20 protein-coding genes are annotated in these 22161 nt (G+C 76.0%); 6 read left to right on the forward strand and 14 right to left on the reverse strand.

What is annotated here, in order from left to right; all coding sequences use genetic code 11:
- Positions 1-23: 23 nt before the first annotated feature.
- On the reverse strand, positions 24-689 hold the full coding sequence (locus ACIQBJ_RS03690) for a helix-turn-helix transcriptional regulator (RefSeq protein ID WP_400703486.1): 666 nt from the start codon (positions 687-689) through the stop codon (positions 24-26).
- A gap of 274 nt (positions 690-963) precedes the next feature.
- Here ACIQBJ_RS03690 and ACIQBJ_RS03695 point away from each other — a divergent pair, with 274 nt between their 5' ends.
- Entirely contained in the window at positions 964-1215 is a 252-nt protein-coding gene (locus tag ACIQBJ_RS03695; RefSeq protein ID WP_400702825.1) for a hypothetical protein, read from the forward strand.
- Positions 1216-1234: 19 nt separating this feature from the next.
- Here ACIQBJ_RS03695 and ACIQBJ_RS03700 read toward each other — a convergent pair whose 3' ends face one another.
- Positions 1235-1456 carry a hypothetical protein gene (locus ACIQBJ_RS03700; protein WP_400702828.1) on the reverse strand — a complete coding sequence of 74 codons (222 nt, stop codon included), beginning with the start codon at positions 1454-1456 and terminating at the stop codon, positions 1235-1237.
- Between the two features lie 109 nt (positions 1457-1565).
- Between ACIQBJ_RS03700 and ACIQBJ_RS03705 the strand changes: the two genes are divergently transcribed.
- Entirely contained in the window at positions 1566-2387 is an 822-nt protein-coding gene (locus tag ACIQBJ_RS03705; RefSeq protein ID WP_400702831.1) for a hypothetical protein, read from the forward strand.
- Here the strand turns inward: ACIQBJ_RS03705 and ACIQBJ_RS03710 are convergent.
- A complete protein-coding gene (locus tag ACIQBJ_RS03710; protein ID WP_400702834.1) occupies positions 2344-4776 on the reverse strand; it encodes an ATP-binding protein in 2433 nt (810 codons plus the stop codon). The genes ACIQBJ_RS03705 and ACIQBJ_RS03710 overlap by 44 nt on opposite strands.
- A 194-nt stretch (positions 4777-4970) precedes the next feature.
- On the opposite strand from ACIQBJ_RS03710, the gene ACIQBJ_RS03715 reads away from it, so the two are divergent.
- A complete protein-coding gene (locus ACIQBJ_RS03715) occupies positions 4971-5423 on the forward strand; it encodes a hypothetical protein (RefSeq protein ID WP_400702837.1) in 453 nt (150 codons plus the stop codon).
- Positions 5424-5495: 72 nt separating this feature from the next.
- Here ACIQBJ_RS03715 and ACIQBJ_RS03720 read toward each other — a convergent pair whose 3' ends face one another.
- Both ACIQBJ_RS03720 and ACIQBJ_RS03725 read right to left on the reverse strand, forming a co-directional pair.
- The gene (locus tag ACIQBJ_RS03720; RefSeq protein ID WP_400702840.1) at positions 5496-6155 is read right to left on the reverse strand and encodes a zinc ribbon domain-containing protein; all 660 of its coding nucleotides are present in this window, start codon (positions 6153-6155) and stop codon (positions 5496-5498) included.
- Positions 6156-6285: 130 nt separating this feature from the next.
- A complete protein-coding gene (locus ACIQBJ_RS03725) occupies positions 6286-7629 on the reverse strand; it encodes an NAD(P)/FAD-dependent oxidoreductase (protein WP_400702843.1) in 1344 nt (447 codons plus the stop codon).
- A gap of 186 nt (positions 7630-7815) precedes the next feature.
- Here ACIQBJ_RS03725 and ACIQBJ_RS03730 point away from each other — a divergent pair, with 186 nt between their 5' ends.
- The gene (locus tag ACIQBJ_RS03730) at positions 7816-9573 is read left to right on the forward strand and encodes a cation:proton antiporter (RefSeq protein WP_400702846.1); all 1758 of its coding nucleotides are present in this window, start codon (positions 7816-7818) and stop codon (positions 9571-9573) included.
- 63 nt (positions 9574-9636) lie between these two features.
- Here ACIQBJ_RS03730 and ACIQBJ_RS03735 read toward each other — a convergent pair whose 3' ends face one another.
- From ACIQBJ_RS03735 to ACIQBJ_RS03765, 7 genes are all read right to left on the reverse strand, one after another.
- Positions 9637-9924 (reverse strand): hypothetical protein, encoded by a 288-nt coding sequence (locus ACIQBJ_RS03735; protein WP_400702849.1) that lies wholly within the window; start codon positions 9922-9924, stop codon positions 9637-9639.
- 52 nt (positions 9925-9976) lie between these two features.
- The gene (locus ACIQBJ_RS03740) at positions 9977-10942 is read right to left on the reverse strand and encodes a CehA/McbA family metallohydrolase (RefSeq protein WP_400702852.1); all 966 of its coding nucleotides are present in this window, start codon (positions 10940-10942) and stop codon (positions 9977-9979) included.
- Between the two features lie 59 nt (positions 10943-11001).
- Complete coding sequence (locus ACIQBJ_RS03745; protein WP_400702855.1) at positions 11002-11472, reverse strand: NUDIX hydrolase; 471 nt, start codon at positions 11470-11472, stop codon at positions 11002-11004.
- Between the two features lie 174 nt (positions 11473-11646).
- The gene (locus ACIQBJ_RS03750) at positions 11647-13866 is read right to left on the reverse strand and encodes an NADP-dependent isocitrate dehydrogenase (RefSeq protein ID WP_400702858.1); all 2220 of its coding nucleotides are present in this window, start codon (positions 13864-13866) and stop codon (positions 11647-11649) included.
- A 197-nt stretch (positions 13867-14063) separates the two neighbouring features.
- Positions 14064-14558, reverse strand: a complete 495-nt coding sequence (locus ACIQBJ_RS03755; protein ID WP_400702861.1) for a hypothetical protein — start codon at positions 14556-14558, stop codon at positions 14064-14066.
- A 298-nt stretch (positions 14559-14856) separates the two neighbouring features.
- Positions 14857-16371: an SDR family oxidoreductase gene (locus ACIQBJ_RS03760; RefSeq protein WP_400702864.1), complete on the reverse strand. Its 1515-nt coding sequence runs from the start codon at positions 16369-16371 to the stop codon at positions 14857-14859.
- 384 nt (positions 16372-16755) lie between these two features.
- Entirely contained in the window at positions 16756-17559 is an 804-nt protein-coding gene (locus ACIQBJ_RS03765) for a pyridoxamine 5'-phosphate oxidase family protein (RefSeq protein ID WP_400702867.1), read from the reverse strand.
- 230 nt (positions 17560-17789) lie between these two features.
- On the opposite strand from ACIQBJ_RS03765, the gene ACIQBJ_RS03770 reads away from it, so the two are divergent.
- Complete coding sequence (locus ACIQBJ_RS03770; protein ID WP_400702870.1) at positions 17790-18653, forward strand: universal stress protein; 864 nt, start codon at positions 17790-17792, stop codon at positions 18651-18653.
- Positions 18654-18747: 94 nt separating this feature from the next.
- Positions 18748-19320, forward strand: coding sequence for a DUF4240 domain-containing protein (locus ACIQBJ_RS03775; RefSeq protein WP_400702873.1), 573 nt, complete (start codon positions 18748-18750; stop codon positions 19318-19320).
- A gap of 24 nt (positions 19321-19344) precedes the next feature.
- On the opposite strand, the gene ACIQBJ_RS03780 is transcribed toward ACIQBJ_RS03775, so the two are convergent.
- Together ACIQBJ_RS03780 and ACIQBJ_RS03785 are read right to left on the reverse strand one after the other, a co-directional pair.
- Complete coding sequence (locus ACIQBJ_RS03780; RefSeq protein WP_400702875.1) at positions 19345-21177, reverse strand: SpoIIE family protein phosphatase; 1833 nt, start codon at positions 21175-21177, stop codon at positions 19345-19347.
- Between the two features lie 192 nt (positions 21178-21369).
- A complete protein-coding gene (locus ACIQBJ_RS03785) occupies positions 21370-22143 on the reverse strand; it encodes an SDR family NAD(P)-dependent oxidoreductase (protein ID WP_400702878.1) in 774 nt (257 codons plus the stop codon).
- Between the last annotated feature and the right edge of the window lie 18 nt (positions 22144-22161).

Raw genomic sequence — 22161 nt, forward strand, 5'->3', positions numbered from 1 at the left:
ATGGCCTGGCCGACCTTCTATAGTCAATCCATATTGTTTTTAGAGAGCGCGACGCAGCAACCGCCCGCGCACGGGCTCATCTCCGCCGTCCAGCCCTCCCCCGCCAGGCCCGCCAGCAGCGCCAGGTTCATCCCGCACACCAGCGCCGGGAACTCCTCCGCCAACGCGTGGAACGGGCAGTTCCGCAGCCGCACCACCGCCCCGCCCCCGCCGTCCGCCTCGTCCTTCTCGTCCAGGAACGGCTCGTACCCGCGCCCGCGCAGCTCCCGCACCAGGTCGCCGTCCGCCCCCACCGCCTCCGCCGCGCCCGCGGCCCGCGCCGCCGCCTGCAACTCCCGGTCCAGTCCGGCCCGTTCGACCACCTCGGCGAGCAGCCGGCCAGCGCCGTCGTAGCCGCGCGGCGGCACCGAGACCGCGAACTCGCCCGCCGCCCGCCGGTAGAGCTTCGCCGGACGCCCCGCGCCGGGGCCGGTCCGCCCGGACAGCCGCCGGTACTCCACGGCGAGCAGCCCGGCCGCGACCAGCTTGTCCAGGTGGAACGCCGCCAGCGAGCGGGAGATCCCGGCGGCCTCCGCCACCGCGTCCCGGCCCAGCTCGACCCCGGCCGCCGCCACCTGGCGGTAGATCCGGCGCCGCACCGGATCGGCCAGCGCCCCGAGGGCGTCGAGCGCCCCGTCCGCCCCCTCGATCCCGTCCGCCCCGTCGATCCCGTCCGCCCCGTCGACCCGGTCCGCGTCCTCAGCATTCATCCGGCGAGTCTACGAGCCGCCCCCGAGCCGACCGGCCCACCGTGGAGCGGCACGACGCGGGCGACCACGTGACGTGGCGCGCTGCGGGGCGGCGCGAACGAGCCGCCCGGGGGCGCTCTTGCGCCACACCGGCCGATTACCCGTCATTAGTTTCTACACCTCTGTAGAGTGAGCCTGCCCGCCACCCGCCGACCGGACTCGAAGGAGGCCCGCAGTGATCCCTCCGCAACTGCCGACCGACACCGCCTGGTCCCCTCCGGAGGACGACGTCCGCCCCGCCTACCAGCCGGTCGAGGTCCTCCTGGAGGCGCCCGACACCTGGGCCCTGGGGCGGATCAACGCCTGGTGGCACGACCCCGACGGCCGCCCCTGGTGCCGCCTGCGCCTGCTCGGCACCACCACCGAGCCCCGCTGGTACCGGTACGACCCGGAGCAGATCCTGCTCCTCCCCACCGTCGGCACCTGACGGCGCGCCGGCTCCCCCGTCAGTCCCGCCGGGCCTCGGGGACGGCCTCCGCCCGCTCCCGGGCCGCGGCGACCATGCCCGCCAGGGCGGCGCCGAGCGCGGCCGGGCCGACCACCGCGGCGGTGATCCCGACGGCCCCGGCCGACTCCCGGGTCAGGAACGCCACCGGCCCGGACAGCAGCGCGACCGCGCCCCCGACGGACACCACGGACCCGGCCGGTACGACCACGGACTTCTGCACGGCACTCTCCCCCTGCTCGTCTGTTCGACGACCGTGGTCCAGCAGGCCCGGTGCGCCGCGCGCAAACCCCTTCCGCCCCGCCGCGATCCGTGTGCGAAGATCCATGGCCATGGAGAACGCCGCAGATGCCGTGAACGCCGCGAACGCCGGGCCGGAGGAGTGGGACGGGCTGTCCCTCGCCGAGCAGGTGCTGGTGCGCCGGGCCGTGAGCGGGTACCGGACGGCCGGGGTGCCGCAGCACCTGGCGGCGGTGCTGCGCTGGTCGGGGTCGCCGGAAGTGCCGGCGCTGCGCGGCGTGACGGCCGCCGAGCAGGCGCGGTGGGTGCCGGAGCTGGGGGCGGCGCTGCTGCGGCTGGTCGGGGCCGGGTGGCTGACGGTGCGTCGGGGCGGCGGGGGCTTCCCGTCCGAGGACGATCCGGAGGTGACCGGGCCGGAGCTGGCGCGGCTGGCGGCGGACCCGGCGACCTGGCTGTGGTCGCGGGCGAGCGGGTCCGCCGCGGTGCTGCGGGCCACCGGGGCCGGGCGGGAGCGCTGGGAGGCCCGGGCGTACCCGCCGGACGGGCCGCCGTCCTTCCTGGAGCTGGAGCTCGTGGACGAGGAGGAGCGGGAGATCCGGGTCTGCGCGCTGGAGTCGAGCGGCTGGCTGACCGGACCGTTCGGCCACTACCCGGACCTGCCGCCGGAGTTGGCGGGCGCGGAGCTGCGGGCGCACGTGGCGGCCGAGACCGCCGTCCTGGAGCGGTTCGCCCGCGCGGGGCTGATCGAGGTCCAGCACTTCGCGGTGCCCGACAGCGACGGCTTCACGGTGGTCCCGCCGGACGGCCTGGTCGAGGCGTTCTGCGACCGCGCGCTGCGCTGCGACGACCGCGAGGAGTGGGGCGTCGGCTTCACCTGCCTGCTGGTCCAGGACCGGGCGCACGCACTGCGCTGAGATCAGACGGGCCGGGGCCGGGGCCGGAAGCGGGATCGGCGCACTCCGCCTGCAACTGCCGGGTCTCGGCCAGGAAGGCGGGCGCGTCGAGCCGCTCGAAGATCGCGGCCGCACCGGCCAGGCAGTCGGCCGCCGCCGTCCGGCGCCGCTGCCCGATCAGGTCCTTGGCCCGGCCCAGGAGCGCCTCGCCCTCGCCGAACCGGTCCCCGCTCAGGCGGGCGGCGCGCTCGCCCTTGAGGCCGTAGGACTCCGCCTCGGCGTACTGGCCCAGTTCGCGGTGGCGCGAGGCGGTGTGGATGTACGCCAGCGCCAGCCGGTGGCCGTCCCCGCGGGCCTCCCGGATCGCCACCGCCTCCCGGATCAGCTCCAGGGCCTCGGCGCTGCGGCCCAGTTGGGCCAGGCAGGCGGACTTGGCGCTGAGCGCGGACGCCTCGCGGTCGGTGTTGGCGCCCCGGCGGACCAGGTCGAGCGCGGCGGCGGCGTGCGCGAGGCCGAGGTCGGGGCGTCCGGTGCGGCCGTAGAAGATGACCAGGTTGTTGCGGACCGCGGCCTCGCCGTCGTGGTCGCCGAGCAGCAGCCGCTTGGCGAGGACGCGGGTGAACAGTTCCTCGGCCCGGTCCTGCTGCCCGAGTTCGGTGGCGGTGGCGCCGAGCCGGTTCTCGATCCAGGCCCGCGCGGCCAGGTCCGGGCCGCGCACCCGGGACAGCGCGGTGGTGAGCAGGGCCTCGCACTCGGGCCAGCGCCCGCTCACGGCACGCAGCACCGAGGCGGCGGCCGGGATGCGCCACGCGGCCTCGGCCGCGACCCCGGCCCCCGGGGCGGCGACGGCGGCCGCCGCGGCGGCGGCGAGCAGGTTGCCGTGCTCCGCCTCCAGCCAGGCGACCGCCCGGCTCCGGTCGGAGAAGTCGAGCACCGTCCCGGGCGGGCGGCGCAGCAGGGTCGGCGGCATCCCCAGCGAGGGCAGCAGGGTGGTCGCCGCCTGCTCCACCGTGCAGGCGTACCAGGCCAGTTGGCGGTCCAGGGCGGCGGCCCGGGCGGCGGCGTCGATCCGTCCGGCGGCGGTGTCGGCCGCGTAGGCGCGGAGCAGGTCGTGGAGTTCGAAGCGCCCGGGCGAGCGCGACAGCAGCAGGTACTCGTCGCACAGGCCCTCCAGGGCGGACCGGGCCGCGCCGGGCGTGGTGCCCGCCAGGGCGGCGGCCGCGTGCGGGGTGGTGTCGGCGCCGGGCTGGACGCCCAGCAGCAGGAACAGCGTCCGGGCGCGGCCGGTGAGGGCCGCGAGCGAGAGGTCGAGCACGGGGCGCAGGGAGCGGCGGCCGACGGCGACCGCGTCGATCCCGCCCTGCCGCAGGTGGTCCAACAGGTCGGCGGTGGACCAGTTCTGACGGGCTTTCAGGCGGGCCGCGGCCATCGTCAGGGCCAGTGGGAGGTGGCCGCAGGCCCGGGCGGTGGCGGTGGCGGTGGCCGGGTCGGCGGCGATCCGCTCCCGGCCGGCCACGGCGGCCAGCAGGTCGACCGCCTCGGCGGGGTCGAGGACGTCGAGGCGGTGGACGGCGGCGCCGTCGAGGCCGGCCATGGTGCGCCGCGAGGTGACCAGGACCAGGCAGCGCGGGCCGGTCGGGACGAGCGGGCGGACCTGGTGCTCGTCGGCCGCGTTGTCCAGCAGGACGAGCGCGTCGCGGCCGTCCAGCCGGTCCCGGAACATCGCCGCCCGTTCGTCGCCGTCGACGGGTATCCGCTCCGCGGGGACGCCGAGCTGCCGCAGGAAGGTCTCCAGCACGGCCGACGGGTCGGCGGGCGGCCGGTCGGGGTCGAACCCGCGCAGGTTGACGTGGAGTCGGGCGTCCGCGAAGCGGCCTGCGGCGACCAGGCGGTGGGCCAGGCGGATCGCCAGCTGGGTCTTCCCCACCCCGGCCATGCCCTCGATCGCGCAGAGCGCCGCCGCCCGCACGCCCTCGGGCCGGGGCGCGGCAGCGTCGGCGAGCAGCCGGGCGAGCACCTCCTCCCGTCCGGTGAACGTGGCGAGGTCCGGCGGGAGTTGGGCGAGCACCCCGGCCGGGCCGTTCCCGAGCCGGCTGCCGTCCTCCGTCGGGCCGTGCGCCCGGAGGCAGGACCGGCGCCAGCGGTCCGTGTCCGCCTCGTCGACCCCCAGGGCGCGGACGATCCCGAGCACCAGGTCCAGGTCCAGGCGCCGCCGCCCCGTCCGGAAGACGTCCACGACGGTGGACACCGGCACCGTGCGGGCGGGCCGCATCAGGGGGCCGACCCGTCTGGCGAGCACCCGGTAGGAGGGCCGCCCGGCCCAGGTCCGCAGGTCGCCCAGCAGGCCGACGAACTCCGCCAGCCCCACGGCCAGGTCCGGGTCCGGCGGACCGTCCGGCAGTTCCCCCACAACGCCCCCGCGGGTCCGTGCGCCCACGCGCCCGTGCGTCCGCACGCGCGCCCGACGGTCGCATCCTACGAGCGGAGTGTGCGGACTCGTACGGGAAACGGGACTTCGCCGGGCCGTCCGGACAGTCTGGTCGTGCTGCCGCGCCCCGGGGCCCCCGGAGGCGGCCGGGCAGCCATACCGGATGGGGGAAGACCTTGTCAGCAGTAGGGAAAGCGTTCCGGTTCCGCCGCTCCGCCGCGACGGCCGCCGCCGTGGCCGCCCTGGCCGGCGGACTCACCGTCGCGGGCGGCACCGGCCAGGCGCACGCGGACGGCTGGTGCGCCAGCGGGGCCTCGTACAGCGGGACGTTCACCAACGTCCTGGCGGGCTACAACCTCCAGCTGTGCGTCTACGGCGGCAGCTACATGACCGGCGGCGCGCTGGCCACCGGCGGCACCACCGACGTCCGGGTGCACGTGGTCACGGGGCAGAACTGCGGCACCAAGTACTGGGGCATCAACGACCCCAACGCGCACGTCTGGCCGGGCACCACCCGGGTGTACACCAACGGGTCGCAGTACCTGAACCCCGGCTGCTCACCGATGGTGAAGGCCTGGATCACCGAGGCGTCGCTGGGCACCAGCCGGGTCGTCGTCCTGGCGCCCTAGGGCCGTTCCCGGCCGCGGTCGCGGCCCGCCCCGCGCAGGGGACGGGACGGGCCGCGGCCGGGTGACGGGGCGTCAGCGCCTGGTGCCGCAGGAGGGGCAGAAGGCGGATTCCGCGGGCACCTCGGCGTGGCAGGAGGTGCACTGCGGGGGCCGGGCGAGGCGGAAGCCGCAGCCGGGGCAGAACGGGGTGCCGTGGGTCTCGGCGTTGCACTGCGGGCAGACGAGTTGGCGCGGGGCGGTGACGTCGAAGGTCTGGGCCTGGTTCTGGCCGTGCTGGTAGGCGTTCTGGGTGACGGCGTCGTTGAGGCCGCGCTGCTGGGCGGCCTGGGCCTCGGCGGCGGTGTCGGGGGCGCAGCCGAGGCAGAGGCCCTGGGCGGCGTTCCAGCAGCGGCCGCAGACGTAGTGGGTGCAGCGGGCGCAGCGGTGGAAGTGCTGCTGGGCGTTGGCGATGGCGCGCTGGAAGGCGGCGTCGCGGCCGCCGCCCCAGCTGGCGCCGGCCAGGCCGTCGGCGGCGTTGCTGATGCCGTTGGTGGCGCTGCCGCCGAGCAGGCTCCAGGCGGCGTTGACGCCCTTGTTGATCCAGCTCGCGGCCTGTCCGGTGCGGAAGGGCTCGAACTCGGAGCGCCAGGTGTCGTAGCAGCGCGAGCAGGAGAACTCGAACTGGAAGCCCGCGCCGGTGCCGTGCTGCTCGCACAGGTCCCGGTAGTTGTTGCTGAAGTAGATCTCGTTCACGGTGCCCAACCCCTACTGAATCTCTGCGGTCTCGTCGCACAGGCTGCCACACGCGTGTAGTAGTCCGGTACGGGGGCCGGGCAGTTTTTCCCACGGTGCACGGAGCGTCGGCCGCCGGGGCGGGGGCCGGTCAGCCGCCGAACAGGACCGGTCCCAGGACGGAGGGACGGAACAGCGCGGTGGGCGGTTCCACCATCGCGGCGACCCGTTGGAACGCCCCGGCGACCTGCCCGTCGGTGGTGGCGCGGGCCAGCACCCGGTCGAGGAAGCGGTGCTGGACCCGGACCAGCGCGCCGGAGGGGCCGCCGGTGGTGGCGGGGAAGCGGACGTCCTCGGCGGCGGCCATCGTCCAGGGGGTGCGGGTGGCGGCGGCGACCTCCTGCCGGCAGGCGCGGACGGCGGCGGGGCCGAGGTCGCCGTGCCGGCGGACGGCGTCGCGCAGGGCGCGGGCGCCGAGCGCGGCGACGGTGAGGCCCTGCCCGTACACGGGGTTGAAGGTGCAGGAGGCGTCGCCGAGGGCCAGGAAGCCGGCGGGGGCGGAGCGTTCGTAGTGCCGCCACACGCCGGGGCCGGGGAGGAAGCCGCGGGCCGGGCCGACGGGGACGGCGCCGTCGAGCGCGGCGGCGAGCGCCGGGTCCCGGAGCAGGCCGAGCTGCTGCTCGAACTCCTCGCCCTGGAGCGTGGGTTCGAAGCCGCGCATGCCGCCGACGCTGAGCAGCCAGCGGTCGTCCTCGACGGGCAGCACGACGGCGAAGCGGCCGTGCTCGGGGGCGCGGGTCTGGACGTAGAGGGCGAGCGGGCGGCCCGGGTGCCCGGCGGGGCGGCGGTAGAAGCGGGAGGCGTAGGCGACCCCGGCGTCGACCTGCTCGGTGGGGACGGCGGGGGCGCCCAGTTCGCCGAGCCAGCGCTCGGCCCGGGTGCCGCGGCCGGTGGCGTCGACGACCAGCCGGGCGGGCAGGTCGCGGACCTCGGCGTCGGCGCTGCCGCGGGCCCGGACCCGGACGCCGGTGACGGCGTGCCGGCCGCCGAGCAGGCCGACCGCCTCCGTGCCCTCCAGGATCTCGATCGAGGGTTCGGCGCGGACCCGGCCCAGCACCAGGTGGTCGAGCACCGTCCTGGTGCAGCTGATGAACGCCAGGTCGCTGGGGCAGGCGGCGAGCCGGCCCGCGGCGGTGACCCAGTCCAGCGCGTCGCCGGTCGGCACCCGGGTGGCGCCGGCCGCGAGGAGTTCCTCCCGGGTGCCGGGCATCAGCTCCTCCAGGACGCGGTGCCCGGCCTCCAGCAGCAGGTGCCCGTGCCGGGCCTGCGGGACGCCGGACCGGAACTCCGGGCCGTCCGGGTACCGGTCGCGTTCGACCAGCACGATCCTGCGCGCCGTGCCGCGCAGCGCCCAGGCCGCCAGGCAGCCCGCGATCCCGCCGCCGATCACCACTGCCGTACCACGGTCCTCGACCGCCCGCCCCTGAGAAGTCATGACCCGAACGGTAACGGACCGGGCGCGCACCGTCACCGGAACGCCGTACTCCGGCACGGTGTTCCGGCGGCACGGCGGGGGCGCGTCCGGCGCGGAGGGGGCGGTCGGCGGCGGGGCTGGGCCGTCCGGGGGACCTGGCGGGCGCGTGGCGGACCGGGGGCCGGGTTCCCGTCATGGGATGGGCGCATGACCTCTGAGCAGATCCTGATCGGGGCCGGGCTGACGGTGGTGCTCGCCGTCGCCTCCCAACTGCTGGCCGCCCGGGTGCGCGTCCCCGCGATCATCGTGCTGCTGCCGGTGGGCTTCGCGGCGGGCGCGATCACCGACGACATCCATCCGGACCGGCTGATCGGCCCGTCCTTCTCGCCGCTGGTCTCGCTCGCCGTCGCGGTCATCCTGTACGACGCCGGGCTCGGCCTGGACCTGCGCCGGCTCACCGGCGACACCCGGCGGACGGTGGTCCGGCTGGTGTGGATCGGCACCGTGCTGACCGCGCCGGCGGCCGGGTTCACCGCCGCGCCGCTGCTCGGCATGTCGGGGGCGGCCGCGGCGATGCTCGGCGCGATCCTGGTGGTGTCGGGGCCGACCGTGGTCGGGCCGCTGCTGAACTTCGTCCGGCCGACCGAGCGGGTGCAGCGGGTGCTGGTCTGGGAGGGCTCGCTGATCGACGCCGTCGGCGGCATCCTCGGCGCGCTGGTGTTCCACGCGCTGATCGAGGAGCGGCACCGGGAGTTCGGCCTCGGCCTGCTGGAGTTCGCGGCCAGCGTCGCGGTCGGGCTGGCCGGCGGCGCGCTCGGGGCGCTGGTCCTGTGGTGGCTGCTGGTGCGGGTCCGGCTCGGCGAAGTGCTGGGCACCAGCGCCCAGTTGGCGGCCGTGGTGGGGGTCGCGGCGGTCTGCGACGCGGTCCGCGACGACACCGGGCTGATCGCCGCGATCGTGATGGGCGTGGTGGTCGCCACCGTGCCCGCCTTCGACCTGCCGGCCCGCCGCACCTTCTTCGAGACGCTGGTCTCGCTGATCGTCGGCGTGCTGTTCGTGTCGATCTCCTCCACCGTCACCTGGGCCTCGGTGCAGCCGGTGCTGCTGCCCTCGCTCGGACTGGTCGCCGTGCTGGTGCTGGCGGTCCGGCCGCTGGTGGCGGCGCTGTCCACGGTCCGCACCGGCCTGGCCGAGGGCGAACGGGCCTTCCTCGGCTGGATGGCGCCGCGCGGCATCGTCGCCGCGTCCACCGCCGCGACCTTCTCGACGGGCCTGGCCGAGGCGGGCTTCGACGGCGCGGAGAAGATCCTGCCCGTCACCTTCCTGGTGATCGTCGCCACCGTCACCCTGTACGGCCTGACCGCCGTCCCCGTCGCCCGGCTGCTGAAGGTGACCCGCCCGGCGCGGTCCCGCCCGCTGCTGGTCGGCGGCGAACCCTGGACGGTCGAACTCGCCGGGGTGCTCCGCTCGGCCGGCCTGGACGTGCTGCTCTGGGCGGGCCGCGACGAGCAGCGCGAACGGATCGCCGCCGCCGGGCTCGAACTCGCCGACGGCGAACTCCTCGCCACCGCGCTCGGCGAGGGCGCCGAGCAGGAGGGCATCACCGCCGTCTACCTGCTCACCGCCGAGGACGAGTTCAACGCGCTGGCCGCGGCCGTCCTGCACGACGAGTCCGACGTCCCCGTGTACCGGCTGCCCGCCGCCGCGCCCGGCCCCGGCGTGGTCGGCGCCGCCCCCGCGACCATGCTGCTGCCCGCCGGCCTCACCGGCCCCGAACTCGCCCGCCGGCACGCCGCCGGCGCCCCCGTCCTGCGCCGCCCCGCCGACGGCGAACTCCCGCCCGGCCACGACCTCCTGTTCACCCTCGACCGCACCGGCCACCTCCGCCCCGCCACCGCCGACGGCACCCCCGCCACCCCCGCCGACACCACCGAACGCATCGTCCTCGGCCCGTCCCCGTCCTGACCCCGCCCCACCCGACGCCGCCGCGGCCGCGCGGCGGCCCCGGCGGGGTGCGCGGGGTGGCGGCTACAGGCCGTCGTAGGAGGAGAGGACGTCGCCGAGGGCGGCCAGGCAGGTCAGGCTCGCGGTCAGGGTGAGGGGGACGGCCAACCAGGGTGCGGTGCGGCGGCCGCCGGTCCGGTGGGCGTGGCGGACGGCGGCGAGGGAGAGGGCCAGGCCGAGCAGGGCGAAGGGGAGGGTGAGCGCCCGGAGCCAGCTGCCGGGGAACAGGCTGGCGAGCAGGATGCCCGCGCCGAGGGCCAGGGCCGGGAGCGTCCACGGGTTCGGTGCGCGGCGGTCGCCCTCGAAGTCCATGCGGGCATTCAAGCGCAGTGTTCGTGCGTACCGCAACCACTTCGACCCGAGGTCAGTCGGCCAGCAGGATCGGGTTGGTGAGCGCGGCGGGCCGGCCGTCCGGGCGGCGGACCTCGACCCGGACGAAGGCGCTCTCGCGGGCGTCCGTGGTCCACCGGACCGTACCGCCCGCCGGGGCGGGGGCCGCGTGGGCGCGGCCGCGCACGGTGTGGAAGCGGACCAGCGGGTCGGCGACGCCGGAGACGCCGGAGACGCCGGAGACGCCGAAAACGCGGACAGCCAGGTCGACGGGGTGTCCGCCGGTGGCCAGGCGGTCGCCGACCAGGGCGGTCCGGCCGGCCGCCGTGGCGGTGAACTCCAGCTCCACGGCGGCGGATTCGGCGATCCAGCTGCGCCCGGCCCGGACGGCGGCGAGGATCTCGGCGGGGCTCGGACCCGCCGCCCGGACCACGGTCTGCGGGGTGCCCAGCTGCCCGGCCAGGTGGGCGTCGCTGCTGCCGACGGCGGGCTGCCAGCGGCCCGCGCCCGTGCGGACGGCGGCGCCGAGGCGGCGGCTCCACTCGGCGAGCGCGGCCCCGTTGTCGGCGCTCCACGGCAGTGCGGCACCCCACGGCCCGTTCCACACCTCGACCGCGTCGAACGCCTCCAGTGGGAACATCAACTCCCCACCGGCGTAAGGCGCATGGGGATGCGCGGCGACGCACAGCCCGCCCGCCGCCCGGGCCTCGCGCAGCGCCCGGTCGAAGGACTCCGGCCCCACCGGGCCGACCCGGTCGGCAGCAGCCCCGAGCACCAGCCAGTGGCCGGCGCGGGTGACCACCTCCTGCCCGGGGACGATCAGCAGACCGCCGGTGTCACGCCAACTCGCCGCTTCGAAGGGCAGGTTGTGCTCGGTGACGGCGAGGAAGTCCAGCCCGGCGGCCCGCGCCTCCGCCACCAACTGCTCCGGCGTCAGCTCCCCGCCACTGGAGCGCGCCGTGTGCGCGTGCAAGTCGCCCCGGTACCAGCGCTCCGTCACCCGCCACCACCTCCCGGTCCGTCAACGGCCGGGCGTGGCAGGGTGGTTCCGGTCGGGGGTCAGCCGAGGGCGAACCAGGGGGACGGAGTGTCGGCGAGGGCCTTCTCCAGCAGCAGGGTGTCGTTGGCGGAGAGCGGGGGCAGCGCGTCCAGCGGCCACCAGGCGACGGCCAGCGACTCGTCGTCGTTGACGCGGGCCTCGCCGCCGAGCGGGCGGCAGCGGAAGGCGATGTTCAGGTACTGGGCCCGGTCGCCGTTGGCGCAGACCATGGGCGGCAGGGTGACCACGCTGGTGATCCGCTCGGGCCGGACCCGGACGCCCGTCTCCTCCTCCACCTCGCGCGCGACCGCGTCGGCGGGCTGCTCGCCGGGCTCCAGCACCCCGTGCAGCAGCGCCCAACGCCCGCTGTCGGAGCGGCGGTTGAGCAGCAGGCGGTCGTCGTCGAGCACCACCGCGGTGACGCCGGAAAGCCAGAGCGGGTCGTGGCCGACGTGCTCGCGCAGGTCCAGGATGAATTGCGGCGTGGGCATACCGGCAGCCTAGGCAGCGGCGGGCGCGGCGATCAACAACCCGCGGGCCCGTGTCCGCCCCGGGCCCGGGTCCGGGCCCGCCGCGCCCCCGGGAGGGGGAACGCGGAACGCCGCCGCGGGAACCCCCGGAGGGGCCCGCGGCGGCGTCACGTCACTCCGTCAGCCGACGGTGCGTCAGGCCAGCGTGGCGATGGCGTCGTTGAGGGTCTTCGACGGGCGCATCACGGCGGCGGCCTTGGCCGGGTCGGGCTGGTAGTAGCCGCCGAGCTCGGCGGGCTGGCCCTGGACGGCGATCAGCTCGTCGACGATGGCCTGCTCCTGCTCGGCCAGGGTGGCGGCGAGCGGGGCGAACGCGGCGGCGAGCGCGGCGTCCTCGGTCTGGGCGGCCAGCTCCTGGGCCCAGTACAGGGCCAGGTAGAAGTGGCTGCCGCGGTTGTCGATGCCGCCGAGGCGGCGCGAGGGCGACTTGTCCTCGTTGAGGAAGGTGCCGGTGGCGCGGTCCAGGGTGTCGGCGAGGACCTGGGCGCCGCCGTTGCCGGTGGTGGTGGCGAGGTGCTCGAAGGAGGCGGCCAGCGCGAAGAACTCGCCGAGCGAGTCCCAGCGCAGGTAGTTCTCCTTGACCAGCTGCTGGACGTGCTTGGGAGCGGAGCCGCCGGCGCCGGTCTCGAAGAGGCCGCCGCCCGCCATCAGCGGGACGACCGACAGCATCTTGGCGCTGGTGCCCAGCTCCAGGATCGGGAACAGGTCGGTCAGGTAGTCGCGCAGCACGTTGCCGGTGACGGAGATGGTGTTCTCACCGCGGCGGATGCGCTCCAGCGAGAGCTTGGTGGCCTCGACCGGGGTGAGGACCCGGATGTCCAGGCCCTCGGTGTCGTGCTCGGGCAGGTACTTGTCGACCTTCTCGATCAGCACGGCGTCGTGGGCGCGCTCGGCGTCCAGCCAGAACACGGCCGGGTCGCCGGTGGCGCGGGCGCGGGTGACGGCGAGCTTGACCCAGTCCTGGATCGGCAGGTCCTTGGTCTGGCAGGCGCGGAAGACGTCGCCGGGGGCGACGGCCTGCTCCAGGACGGTCTCGCCGTTCGCGTCGACCAGGCGGACGGTGCCGGCGGCGGCGATCTCGAAGGTCTTGTCGTGGCTGCCGTACTCCTCGGCGGCCTGGGCCATCAGGCCGACGTTCGGGACGGAGCCGATGGTGGCCGGGTCGAGGGCGCCGTTGGCGCGGCAGTCGTCGATGGTGGCCTGGTAGACGCCCGCGTAGGAGCTGTCCGGGATGACGGCGAGGGTGTCGGCCTCGTTGCCGTCCGGGCCCCACATGTGGCCGGAGGTGCGGATCATGGCCGGCATCGAGGCGTCGACGATGACGTCGCTGGGGACGTGCAGGTTGGTGATGCCCTTGTCGGAGTCGACCATGGCCAGGGCCGGGCCGTCGGCGAGCTCGGCGTCGAAGGACGCCTTGATCTCGGCGCCGTTGGGGAGCGCGTCCAGGCCGGCCAGGATGCCGCCGAGGCCGTTGTTCGGGTTGAGACCGGCCGCGGCCAGGTCGGCGCCGAACGCGGCGAAGGTCTTCGGGAAGAAGGCGCGGACCACGTGGCCGAACAGGATCGGGTCGGAGACCTTCATCATGGTGGCCTTGAGGTGCACCGAGAACAGCACGCCCTCGGCCTTGGCGCGGGCGACCTGCGCGGCCAGGAACTCGTTCAGGGCGGCGGCGCGCATCACGGAGGCGTCGACGACCTCGCCGGCCAGCACCGGGACCTTCTCGCGCAGCACGGTGACGGTGCCGTCCTCGGCGACCAGCTCGATGCGCAGCGCGCCGTCGGCGGCGATCACGGTCGACTTCTCGGTGGAGCGGAAGTCGTTGACGCCCATGGTGGCGACGTTGGTCTTGGAGTCGGCCGACCAGGCGCCCATCCGGTGCGGGTGGGTCTTGGCGTAGTTCTTGACCGACAGCGGGGCGCGGCGGTCGGAGTTGCCCTCGCGCAGCACCGGGTTGACGGCGGAGCCCTTGACCTTGTCGTAGCGGGCGCGGACGTCGCGCTCCTCGTCGGTCTGCGGCTCGTCCGGGTACTCGGGCAGGGCGTAGCCCTGGGCCTGCAGCTCGGCGATCGCGGCCTTGAGCTGCGGGACGGAGGCCGAGATGTTCGGCAGCTTGATGATGTTGGCGCCGGGGGTCTTGGCCAGCTCGCCCAGCTCGGCGAGGGCGTCCGCGATGCGCTGGTCCTCCTGGAGGTACTCCGGGAAGACGGCGATGATCCGACCGGCCAGCGAGATGTCGCGGGTCTCCACGCGCACACCGGCGGTCGAGGCGTAGGCCTGGACGACCGGCAGGAACGAGTACGTGGCGAGGGCCGGGGCCTCGTCCGTGTGGGTGTAGATGATGGTCGAGTCAGTCACCGTAGCTCCAGCTTCCACGTCTGCAACGTCTTGACGTCAAGATATCTCGTCCCGGGGGCATCTCCGCAACCAACCCCCCGCGCGCCGTCCGCCGAACGACCCCGGCCCGGGGTCCGGGAGCACCGGGAGGGACGGGTCCGGAGGCCCGAAGTGCCACCGGAGTACCGCCGGAGTACCGCCCGAGTGCCGCCGAAGTGCTAGACGGCGAACCCGGGGATGCCGTCCTTGAGCCACTGCATCGTCGTGTCGTACTTCGCGCCGCAGAGGTTGACGGTCGCCGTCGAGAGGATCGCCAGCGCCCCCCGGGTCGTGTAGCCCTGACCGACGACCCACTGGGCGCTGTCGGCCATCGCCGCACCGGGCGCGGCCCGCCCGCACCAGCCGTCGCCGACGGCCAGCAACTGCTGGTCGGAGCGCCCCTCGAACTCCTTCTGCTCCGGGTCGGAGGCACGCACCACGGCCAGGTACGTCTCCTCGTCGCGCTTCGGCACCTTGGTCGACTTCGGCTCCGGCGACGGCAGCGCCGGGTCGGTGACCGAGGGCGCGACGGGCAGCACCTGCTTGGGCGAATCGGCGGGGGCCGCCGTCGCCCCGGACGCGGCGGAACCGGAGGTGCAACCGACAGCGGAGGCCGCCAGCAGAGCGGTGAGCGCGGCGGTGCACAGGAAGGCGGGCAGGCCGGATCTGGCCATGAACAAGGTCCCCTTGAAACGGTCGTGCAGGATCGACCGCCGGATTCTGCCAGTTCGGGGCGGCACCGGGAAAGCGCATTCCGGACCGCCCGGCGGGGCGGGTCAGCCGCTCTGCTCTGCGTGGGAAGCGCCGGGAAAGCGCATTCCGGACCGCCGCGCAGAGAAGGTCAGCCGCGCTGCTCCGTGCGGGGAGGCAGCGGGAAAGCGCATTCCAACCCGTCAGTCGAGCGCATCAACTGCCCTCCTCAGCACGGGCGGCGGGCCGGAAAGCGCTTTCCGGCCCGCCGCACGGAATGGATCAACCGCCCTGCTCCGCGCGGGCCGCGATGTTGCGGGCCATGCCGCCGAAGACGATCGCGTGGAACGGGGCCACCGACCACCAGTAGAGCTGCCCGGCCAGGCCGTGCGGGTGGAACAGGGCGCGCTGCCGGTAGCGGGAACCGGTGCCGTCGGGGGTGACGGTGAGTTCCAGCCAGGCCAGGCCGGGCAGCCGCATCTCGGCGCGCAGTCGCAGCAGCCGGCCCGGTTCGATCTCCTCGACCCGCCAGAAGTCGAGCGAGTCGCCGACCCGGAGCCGTCCCGGCGAGCGGCGGCCGCGGCGCAGTCCGACCCCGCCGGCCACCCGGTCGAGGGCGCCGCGAACGGCCCAGGCCAGCGGGAAGGAGTACCAGCCGTTGGTGCCGCCGATGCCCTCGACCACTCGCCACAGCGCCTGCGGTGGCGCGTCGACCCGGCGTTCGCGGACGTCCCGGTAGAGGCTGCCGCCGGCCCAGTCGGGGTCGGTGGGCAGCGGGTCGCTGGGCGCGCCGGGCAGTGCGGCGGAGGACCAGCGGGTGGCCACCTCGTCGTCGCGGACCCGGCGCAGCGCGAGCGAGACGGCGTCGTCGAAGCCGATCGGGCCGCCCGGCGGGTCGGGCACCCACTGCTTCAAGTCCTGTTCGGAGCAGACCACTTCGTACCGCAGCGACTCGACCAGCGGCCGGGCCAGGCCGCTCGGCACGGGGGTGACCAGGCCGACCCAGTGCGAGGACAGCCCGGGGGTGAGCACCGGCACGGCGAGGAGCAGCCGCCGGTGCAGGCCGGCCAGCCGGGCGTAGCGCTGCATCATGGCGCGGTAGGTGAGCACCTCGGGCCCGCCGATGTCGAAGGCCCGGTCGGTGGCGGGGGTGTCGGGCAGGGTGGCGGCGGCGACCAGCAGGCGCAGCACGTCACGGACGGCGATCGGCTGGATGCGGGTGTCGACCCAGCGCGGGGTGACCATGACGGGCAGTCGCTCGGTGAGGTGGCGCAGCATCTCGAAGGAGGCGGAGCCGGAGCCGATCACCACGGCGGCCCGCAGTTCGGTGACGGGGGTGCCGCCCTCGCGCAGTGCCCGTCCGGTGGCGACCCGGGAGCGCAGGTGCGGGGAGAGCGCGCCTTCCGGGACGTCGGGCGGGACGAGGCCGCCGAGGTAGACGATCCGCCGGACGCCGGCCGCGGCGGCGGCCCGTCCGAAGGCGCGGGCGGCGTCCCGGTCGACGGTCTCGAAGTCGGCTCCGCCGAGCGAGTGGACCAGGTAGTAGGCCACGTCCACGTCCTCGAAGGCCCCGTCCAGGCTGTCGGGGCGGGTCACGTCGCCGCGGACGGCCTCGACGGACGCCCGCCAGGGGTGGTCCCGCAGCCGGGCCGGGTCGCGGGCCAGGCAGCGCACCCGGTGCCCGGACGCCAGCAGTTCCGGCACCAGCCGGCCGCCCAGGTACCCGGTCGCCCCGGTCACCAGACATCGCACGCCACGACCTCCTCCGCGTACCCCCGTCACCCCCTCCCGGGTCATTCGTCGCCCGCGCCGGAACGGATCGTCCCGGATGCCCGCCCCCGACGCCGGGCGCCCGGTGCACGGATTGCCTGACCGCTGTCGACGGAGCGCCAACTCGGCGCCGGGCGGGCCGCATAGCGTGGTCGGCACGGGGGCTCCCCCCGCGGACCGGGAGGCACGGCGGGAACGCCGGCTCCGACCGGCGGAGGTCGTCCCCGTGTGGGCGGGACGGAACCGTCGGGTGCGCGGGGGCCACGCGACGGATCGCCGGGTCCGTCCGCACGGTGGCCGCCGGGCCCGGCCGTCACTTCCCCGAGAGGCGGCCCGGCCCGGCGCCGCCACGTGGCAGCCCCGTGGTCACCCCGTGGTCGCCCCGGGCGGAGCCGTGCCGGGCCGGGCCGTTCAGCGCCTGCCGGACCGGATGCTGCGCCCGGTGACGGTGGCCGGGGTCAGCCGGACCCAGCGGCCGTGGGCCGGGGGTTGCGGCAGTTCGGCGAGCAGCGCGGGCTCGGTGACGTACTCCAGCGGGCCGACCAGCAGGACGCTCCAGCCCTGGTCGAGGTCCCGGTCGGCGCGGTCCACCTCGAACGCGACGGTGCGGGACGGGGTGCCGTCGTCGGCGCGGGGCGCGAGCGGGCCGTCCGCGTCGGTGCGGTAGAGCACGGTGCGGTCGTGCACGAGGTAGCCGACGGGGCGCACCAGGGGGCCGTCGGGGCCGTTGCGGGCGATCCGGCCGAGGCCGTTGCTGCCCAGGCGCTGCCAGCACTCGTCGGTGGTCAGCTCGCCGAGCACGGGCGGTCCGGCCGCCACGGGGGCGTTCGTGGGGTCTCCCGCCGGGCCCGCGGCGCGGTCGGTGGCCCGGTCGGTGGCCCGGTCGGTGGCGCGGCCCGCGGTGCGGCCGGCCGGGGGGCCGGTCCGGTCGGCGGGGTGTCCGGTCACCAGTTCCCGGTACTCCAGGCCGAGGACGGCGGCCAGCCGCAGCAGCGCGGGCGGGTCGAAGGCGCGGTCGAGTTCCAGGACCCGGTGCAGGTAGGCGGTCGACATGCCGGCTTTCGCGGCGGCCTGCGCCTCGCTGAGCCCGAGGTCGGCGAGGCGGTCGGCGAAGCGCTGCGCGAGCGCCGTCGCGGGGGCGGGCGCGGAACCGGCGGCGGAACCGGCTTCGGGGGCGGCCCCGGGGGTGGTCGCGGGGGCGTGTTCGGTGGTCATCTCGGTCACCTCCCGTGGGGAATCGGCGGAGGGTCGGCGGCGGACCGGGACGGCCGGGCCTCCCTCCTCCAGGATGCTCCCGCGCCCGGTGTTCCGGGCCGGGACCAACGGCCCTCCCCGGCCGGGTCCGGCGGCCCTGGTACCCGGGCGAGGGGCGGGAGGAGAGTGGGCGGCGACCCCCGGTGCGGGCGACCGAGGCCCGCGGGGATTCGCACAGGGAAGGCACTGCCATGACTCGTCCCGTTCTCGCCGCAGTCGACGCGTCCGTCCGCAGCCGGGCCGCCGCGCACTGGGCCGCCCAGGAGGCGGGCCGGCGGGAAGCGCCGCTGCGGCTGCTGCACGCCCGGCCGTTCCTCGGGCGGAAGGCGAACGACCTGGTGGCCCTCGACGACCTGGAGGCGGGCGCCCGCAGCATGCTGGACGAGGTCGCCCAGGAGCTGACGGCCGCCTACCCGGGCCTGGAGGTGGGTTCCGAGCTGGTGCCGGACGCGGCGATCGACGGTCTGGTGGAGACGGCCGGGCAGGGTCAGCTGCTGGTGATCGGCACCCGCGGCCTGGGCGGGTTCCACGGGCTGCTGGTGGGCTCGGTGAGCCTCGGCGTGGCGGGCCGCTCGACCAGTCCGGTGGTGCTGGTCCGGGAGGGCCGGCCGGAGCCCGAGTCGCACGAGCCGGAGGTCACGGTCGGCTTCGACGCGCTCGAACCGGCGGACGCGGTCCTGGAGTTCGCGTTCGAGGCGGCGCAGCTGCGCGGTGCCCGGGTGCGGGTGGTGCACGGCTGGGAGCTGCCGCCGGTGTACGGCTACGCGGGGTGGGTCCCGGTGGAGACGGAGCGGACCGAGCTGGGTTCGCTGGCGGAGACGATGGTCGCCGAGGCGGTCGCCCCGTGGCGGGAGAAGTACCCGCGGACGCTGGTGCTGGAGGACGTCCGGACCGGGGGCGGCGCGGCGGCGCTGGTCGAGGCCTCGGCCAAGTCGGACCTGGTGGTGGTCGGCCGCCGGACCCGCCCGATGCCGCTGGGTACCCGGCTGGGCGGCGTCACCCACGCGGTGATCCACCACGCGCAGGCCCCGGTCGCGGTCGTCCCGCACCCCTGACGGGCCGTCACCGTCCGACCGCCGTAGCTGCCCCGCCGTACCCGTCCACTGCTGCCGTACCGGTGCTGTCGTACCGGTGCGGCACAGTGACGGCATGGACATCGAGGAGTTCTGGCAGGTGGTCGAGGCCGCGCGGGCCGCGAGCGACGGCGGCACGCCGTTCGACGAGGCGCTGGTGGCCCTGTTGGCGGTCCGGCCGGAGGCGGAGATCGCCGCCTTCGACGTCCGGTTCGACGAGGCGCACCGGGCGCTGTACCGCTGGGACGTGTGGGCGGCGGCGTACCTGATCGGCGGCGGCTGCTCGGACGACGCCTTCATGGACTTCCGGGCGGGCGTGATCGCCGAGGGCCGGGCCTGGTACGGGCGGGTCCTCGCCGCGCCGGACGCGCTGGCCGAGCACCCGTACGCGACGGGCGGGAGCCCGGACGAGGCCGAGGAGCTGTTCTACGAGGACGTCAACTACGCGGCCTCGCAGGCGTTCCGGCGCCGCACCGGCGACGGCGACCACGACCGGTACCACGAGGAGTACCGGCGGCAGCGGGCCGCGCTGGGCCTCGACCCCGTCGCGCGGGCCGTCCCGGCGGAGGAGATGGGCGAGGAGTTCGACTTCGACGACGACGACGAGATGACCCGCCGTCTGCCCGGCCTGGCCGCGCTCTACCTCTGATCCCCGCCGGACGCCTCTGCCGCGTCAGCGGTCGAAGCGGAAGGCCAGCAGCGTCGCGTCGTCCTCGGAGAGCGGGCCGGACATCTCCCAGACCACGGCGTCCACGAGTTCCTGCAGGTCGGGGCCGGTGGAGGAGTCCTCGGCGGCGAGCCGTTCGACGGTGGCGCGGAGCGCGTCCAGCCGGTCGTCGATGTCCTGGTCGCGGCGCTCGACCAGGCCGTCGGTGTACAGCAGCACGGTGTCGCCGGGGCGGACCCGCGTCTCGACCGCGCCGTAGCCGATGTCCGGCAGCACGCCGAACGGCGGCCCGGTGTCGGGGGTCAGGACGGTGGCGCGGCCGTCCCGAAGCAGCACCGGCGGGGGGTGGCCGGCGCAGATCCAGCGCAGCAGGCGCCGGTCGGGGTAGTAGCGGGAGACGATCGCGGTGGCGGTGGCCTCGTCGCCCTCGTCGTAGGCGATCCGGTTCAGCCAGCCGCCGAGCGACTCCACCAGCCCCCCGGTGAACGCCAGCCCGGCCAGCGCGTGCCGCAGCATCGACATCAGCGCGACCGCGTCCAGCCCGTGGCCGCGCGCGTCGCCGACCGCCAACAGCACCTGCCCGTCCGGGAGTTGACGCACCTTGAACCAGTCGCCGCCGACCTGCGCCTCGGCCGGGCGGTAGGCGACGGCGGTACTGACGCCGAGCCCGTCGAGGGCGGCGGAGCGCGGCTGCAGGGCGTCCTGCAAGCGCTGGACCACCCGGTGCTCGGCATCGGCCCGCCGGGCCTGCCGCTCCGTCTCCGCCTCCTGGGCCCGCAACAGCCGTCGGCTCTCGGCGAGTTCGGTGACGTCCTGCAGCACGGCCCGCAGACCCTCGACCGGTCCGCCGCCCTCCCGGACCGCCTCCCCGACCAGCCGGATGCGCCGCCGCCGCCCGTCGCCGTACGTCTCGACCAGCAGGTCGATGTCCTCACCGGTGCTGAGCAGCCGGTCCAGGGCCCGGTACAGCGCGGGCCGACCGGTCTCGGTGATCCGCCCGAGAGCCCGCCCGACCGGAACCGTCGACACGTCCGGCTCCAGCCCGAGCAGTACGGCCAGCCCCGGCGAGACCTCCAGCCGCCCGTCCCGCACGCTCCACTCGACCCAGCCCACCCGAGCGATCCGCTGCGCGGCCCGGGCCAACTCCTCGGCCCGGTCGTCGGCCCACACCAGCAGCAGACGGCGCCCCAGCCGGTGCGCGGTCACCCGCTCACGGCTGGGCTGTTCCTGGCGCCCCTGGGCCCGGCCGTCCCGCTCCTGGCTGTCCTGCTCCCGAACGCTCTGTTGCCGGTCACCCCGTTCCCGATCGCCCCACTCTCGAACGCTCTCTTCCAGGTCGCCCTGTTCCTGGCTGCCGCGCTCCCGGTTGCCCCCTTCCCGACCGCCCCGGGCGCCGCTGTCGTCGGAGGCCGCCACTTCCCGGCGCACCGGGACGGCCCGGGCCGCGAGGCCGGTGCGGAGCACCTCGGCCGCCAGGTCCGCGAACGCTTCGCTCCACAGGCCCGGGTACGCCTCCCGGAGCGAGCATCCGCCGTCGGCCCCGACCCGGTCGGGGTGGTGCGGGTGCCGGGCGGCGGCCTCGTTGACGACCAGGACGGCCAGGTCGCGGAGCGCGCCCGTCCTGTCCCGCACCGGCTCCGCGAGCACGGCGGCCTGGGGCAGGGCGTCCAGCAGTCGGCGCAGGTCGTCCTCCGGGTCCTGGGGCGGCTCCGGCGGCGCGGACGTCTTCGGCGGTGCCGGCGCGTCGGCCGGGGCGGACTCGCGCTGCTGCTCGCGCAACTGCCGGACGGTACGGCGCAGGGTCTCCCCCGGGTCCCGCTGCTCGCCGCGCCCGTCCACCGCCGCGCCCCTCTCCGCTCGACCCTCCCCACCACCTTTCCGCCCCGCCCCGCGACCGTCGACCCGAACCGCCCGCGCGGGTGAGCCCCACCCTGACGACCCGTCACCCGCCTGCCCGTCCTCCCGCTTCCTCCTTCCCCTCCTCCGCCCCGCTTCTCCCCTCTCTCCTCGCCCTGCCCCCGCCCCTGCCGGTCACCCGTCCCGGAGCACCCGGTGCGCGAGGGGCGGGTGGACGCGCAGCAGGGCGAGCAGGGCGCGGGAGGCGCCGATCGGGACGACCGGGCGGCCGCGTTCGATGCCTCGGAGGACGGCCCGGGCGGCGTCGGCGGGTGACAGTTTGCGGACCGCGCCCTCCCGGTCCGCCGTCATCGCGGTGTCGACCAGCGGCATCACCATCTCCTGCACCCGTACCGCGGGCGTCTCCCGCTCCGCCTGGTAGCGCAGCGACTGCGCGAGGACGTGCACGGCCGCCTTGGTGGCGCAGTAGACGGGCGCGGTGCGTTTGGGCGCGTACGCCAGTCCGGACGTCACCGCGACGAAGGCGGCCGGTCCGCCCGCCGCCGCGAGGTGCGGCCAGCTCGCGGCGGCGAGTTCCACCACGGAGCGGAAGTTGACGTCGATCTCCTGCCCGGCCCGGGCCAGTACTGCGGCGTCGGGGCCGCCGGTCAGCGGCAGCAGGTGCTGCACCCCGGCATTGGCGACCACCACGTCGAGCCCGCCGAGGTGTGCGGCCGCCAGTCGCACCACCCGCGCGGCTTCGCCCGCCACCGCGAGGTCGGCGACCACCGCGACTCGTCCCGCCGTCCCGAACTCCCCTGCCCCGTCGGCCGGTTCGGGCACTCCGGGCACGTTCCGCCGTCCGCAGGTCACCACCCGCGCGCCGACCGCCGTCAAGGCCCCGGCCAGGGCGTCGCCGATCCCGCTCGTCCCGCCGGTGACCAGCACCCGCTTACCGTTCAGTTCCATGCCCGCCACCCTGGAGCG

Origin of the sequence: Kitasatospora sp. NPDC088391 (assembly GCF_044753345.1) — a bacterium.
Classification (GTDB): Bacteria; Actinomycetota; Actinomycetes; order Streptomycetales; family Streptomycetaceae; genus Kitasatospora.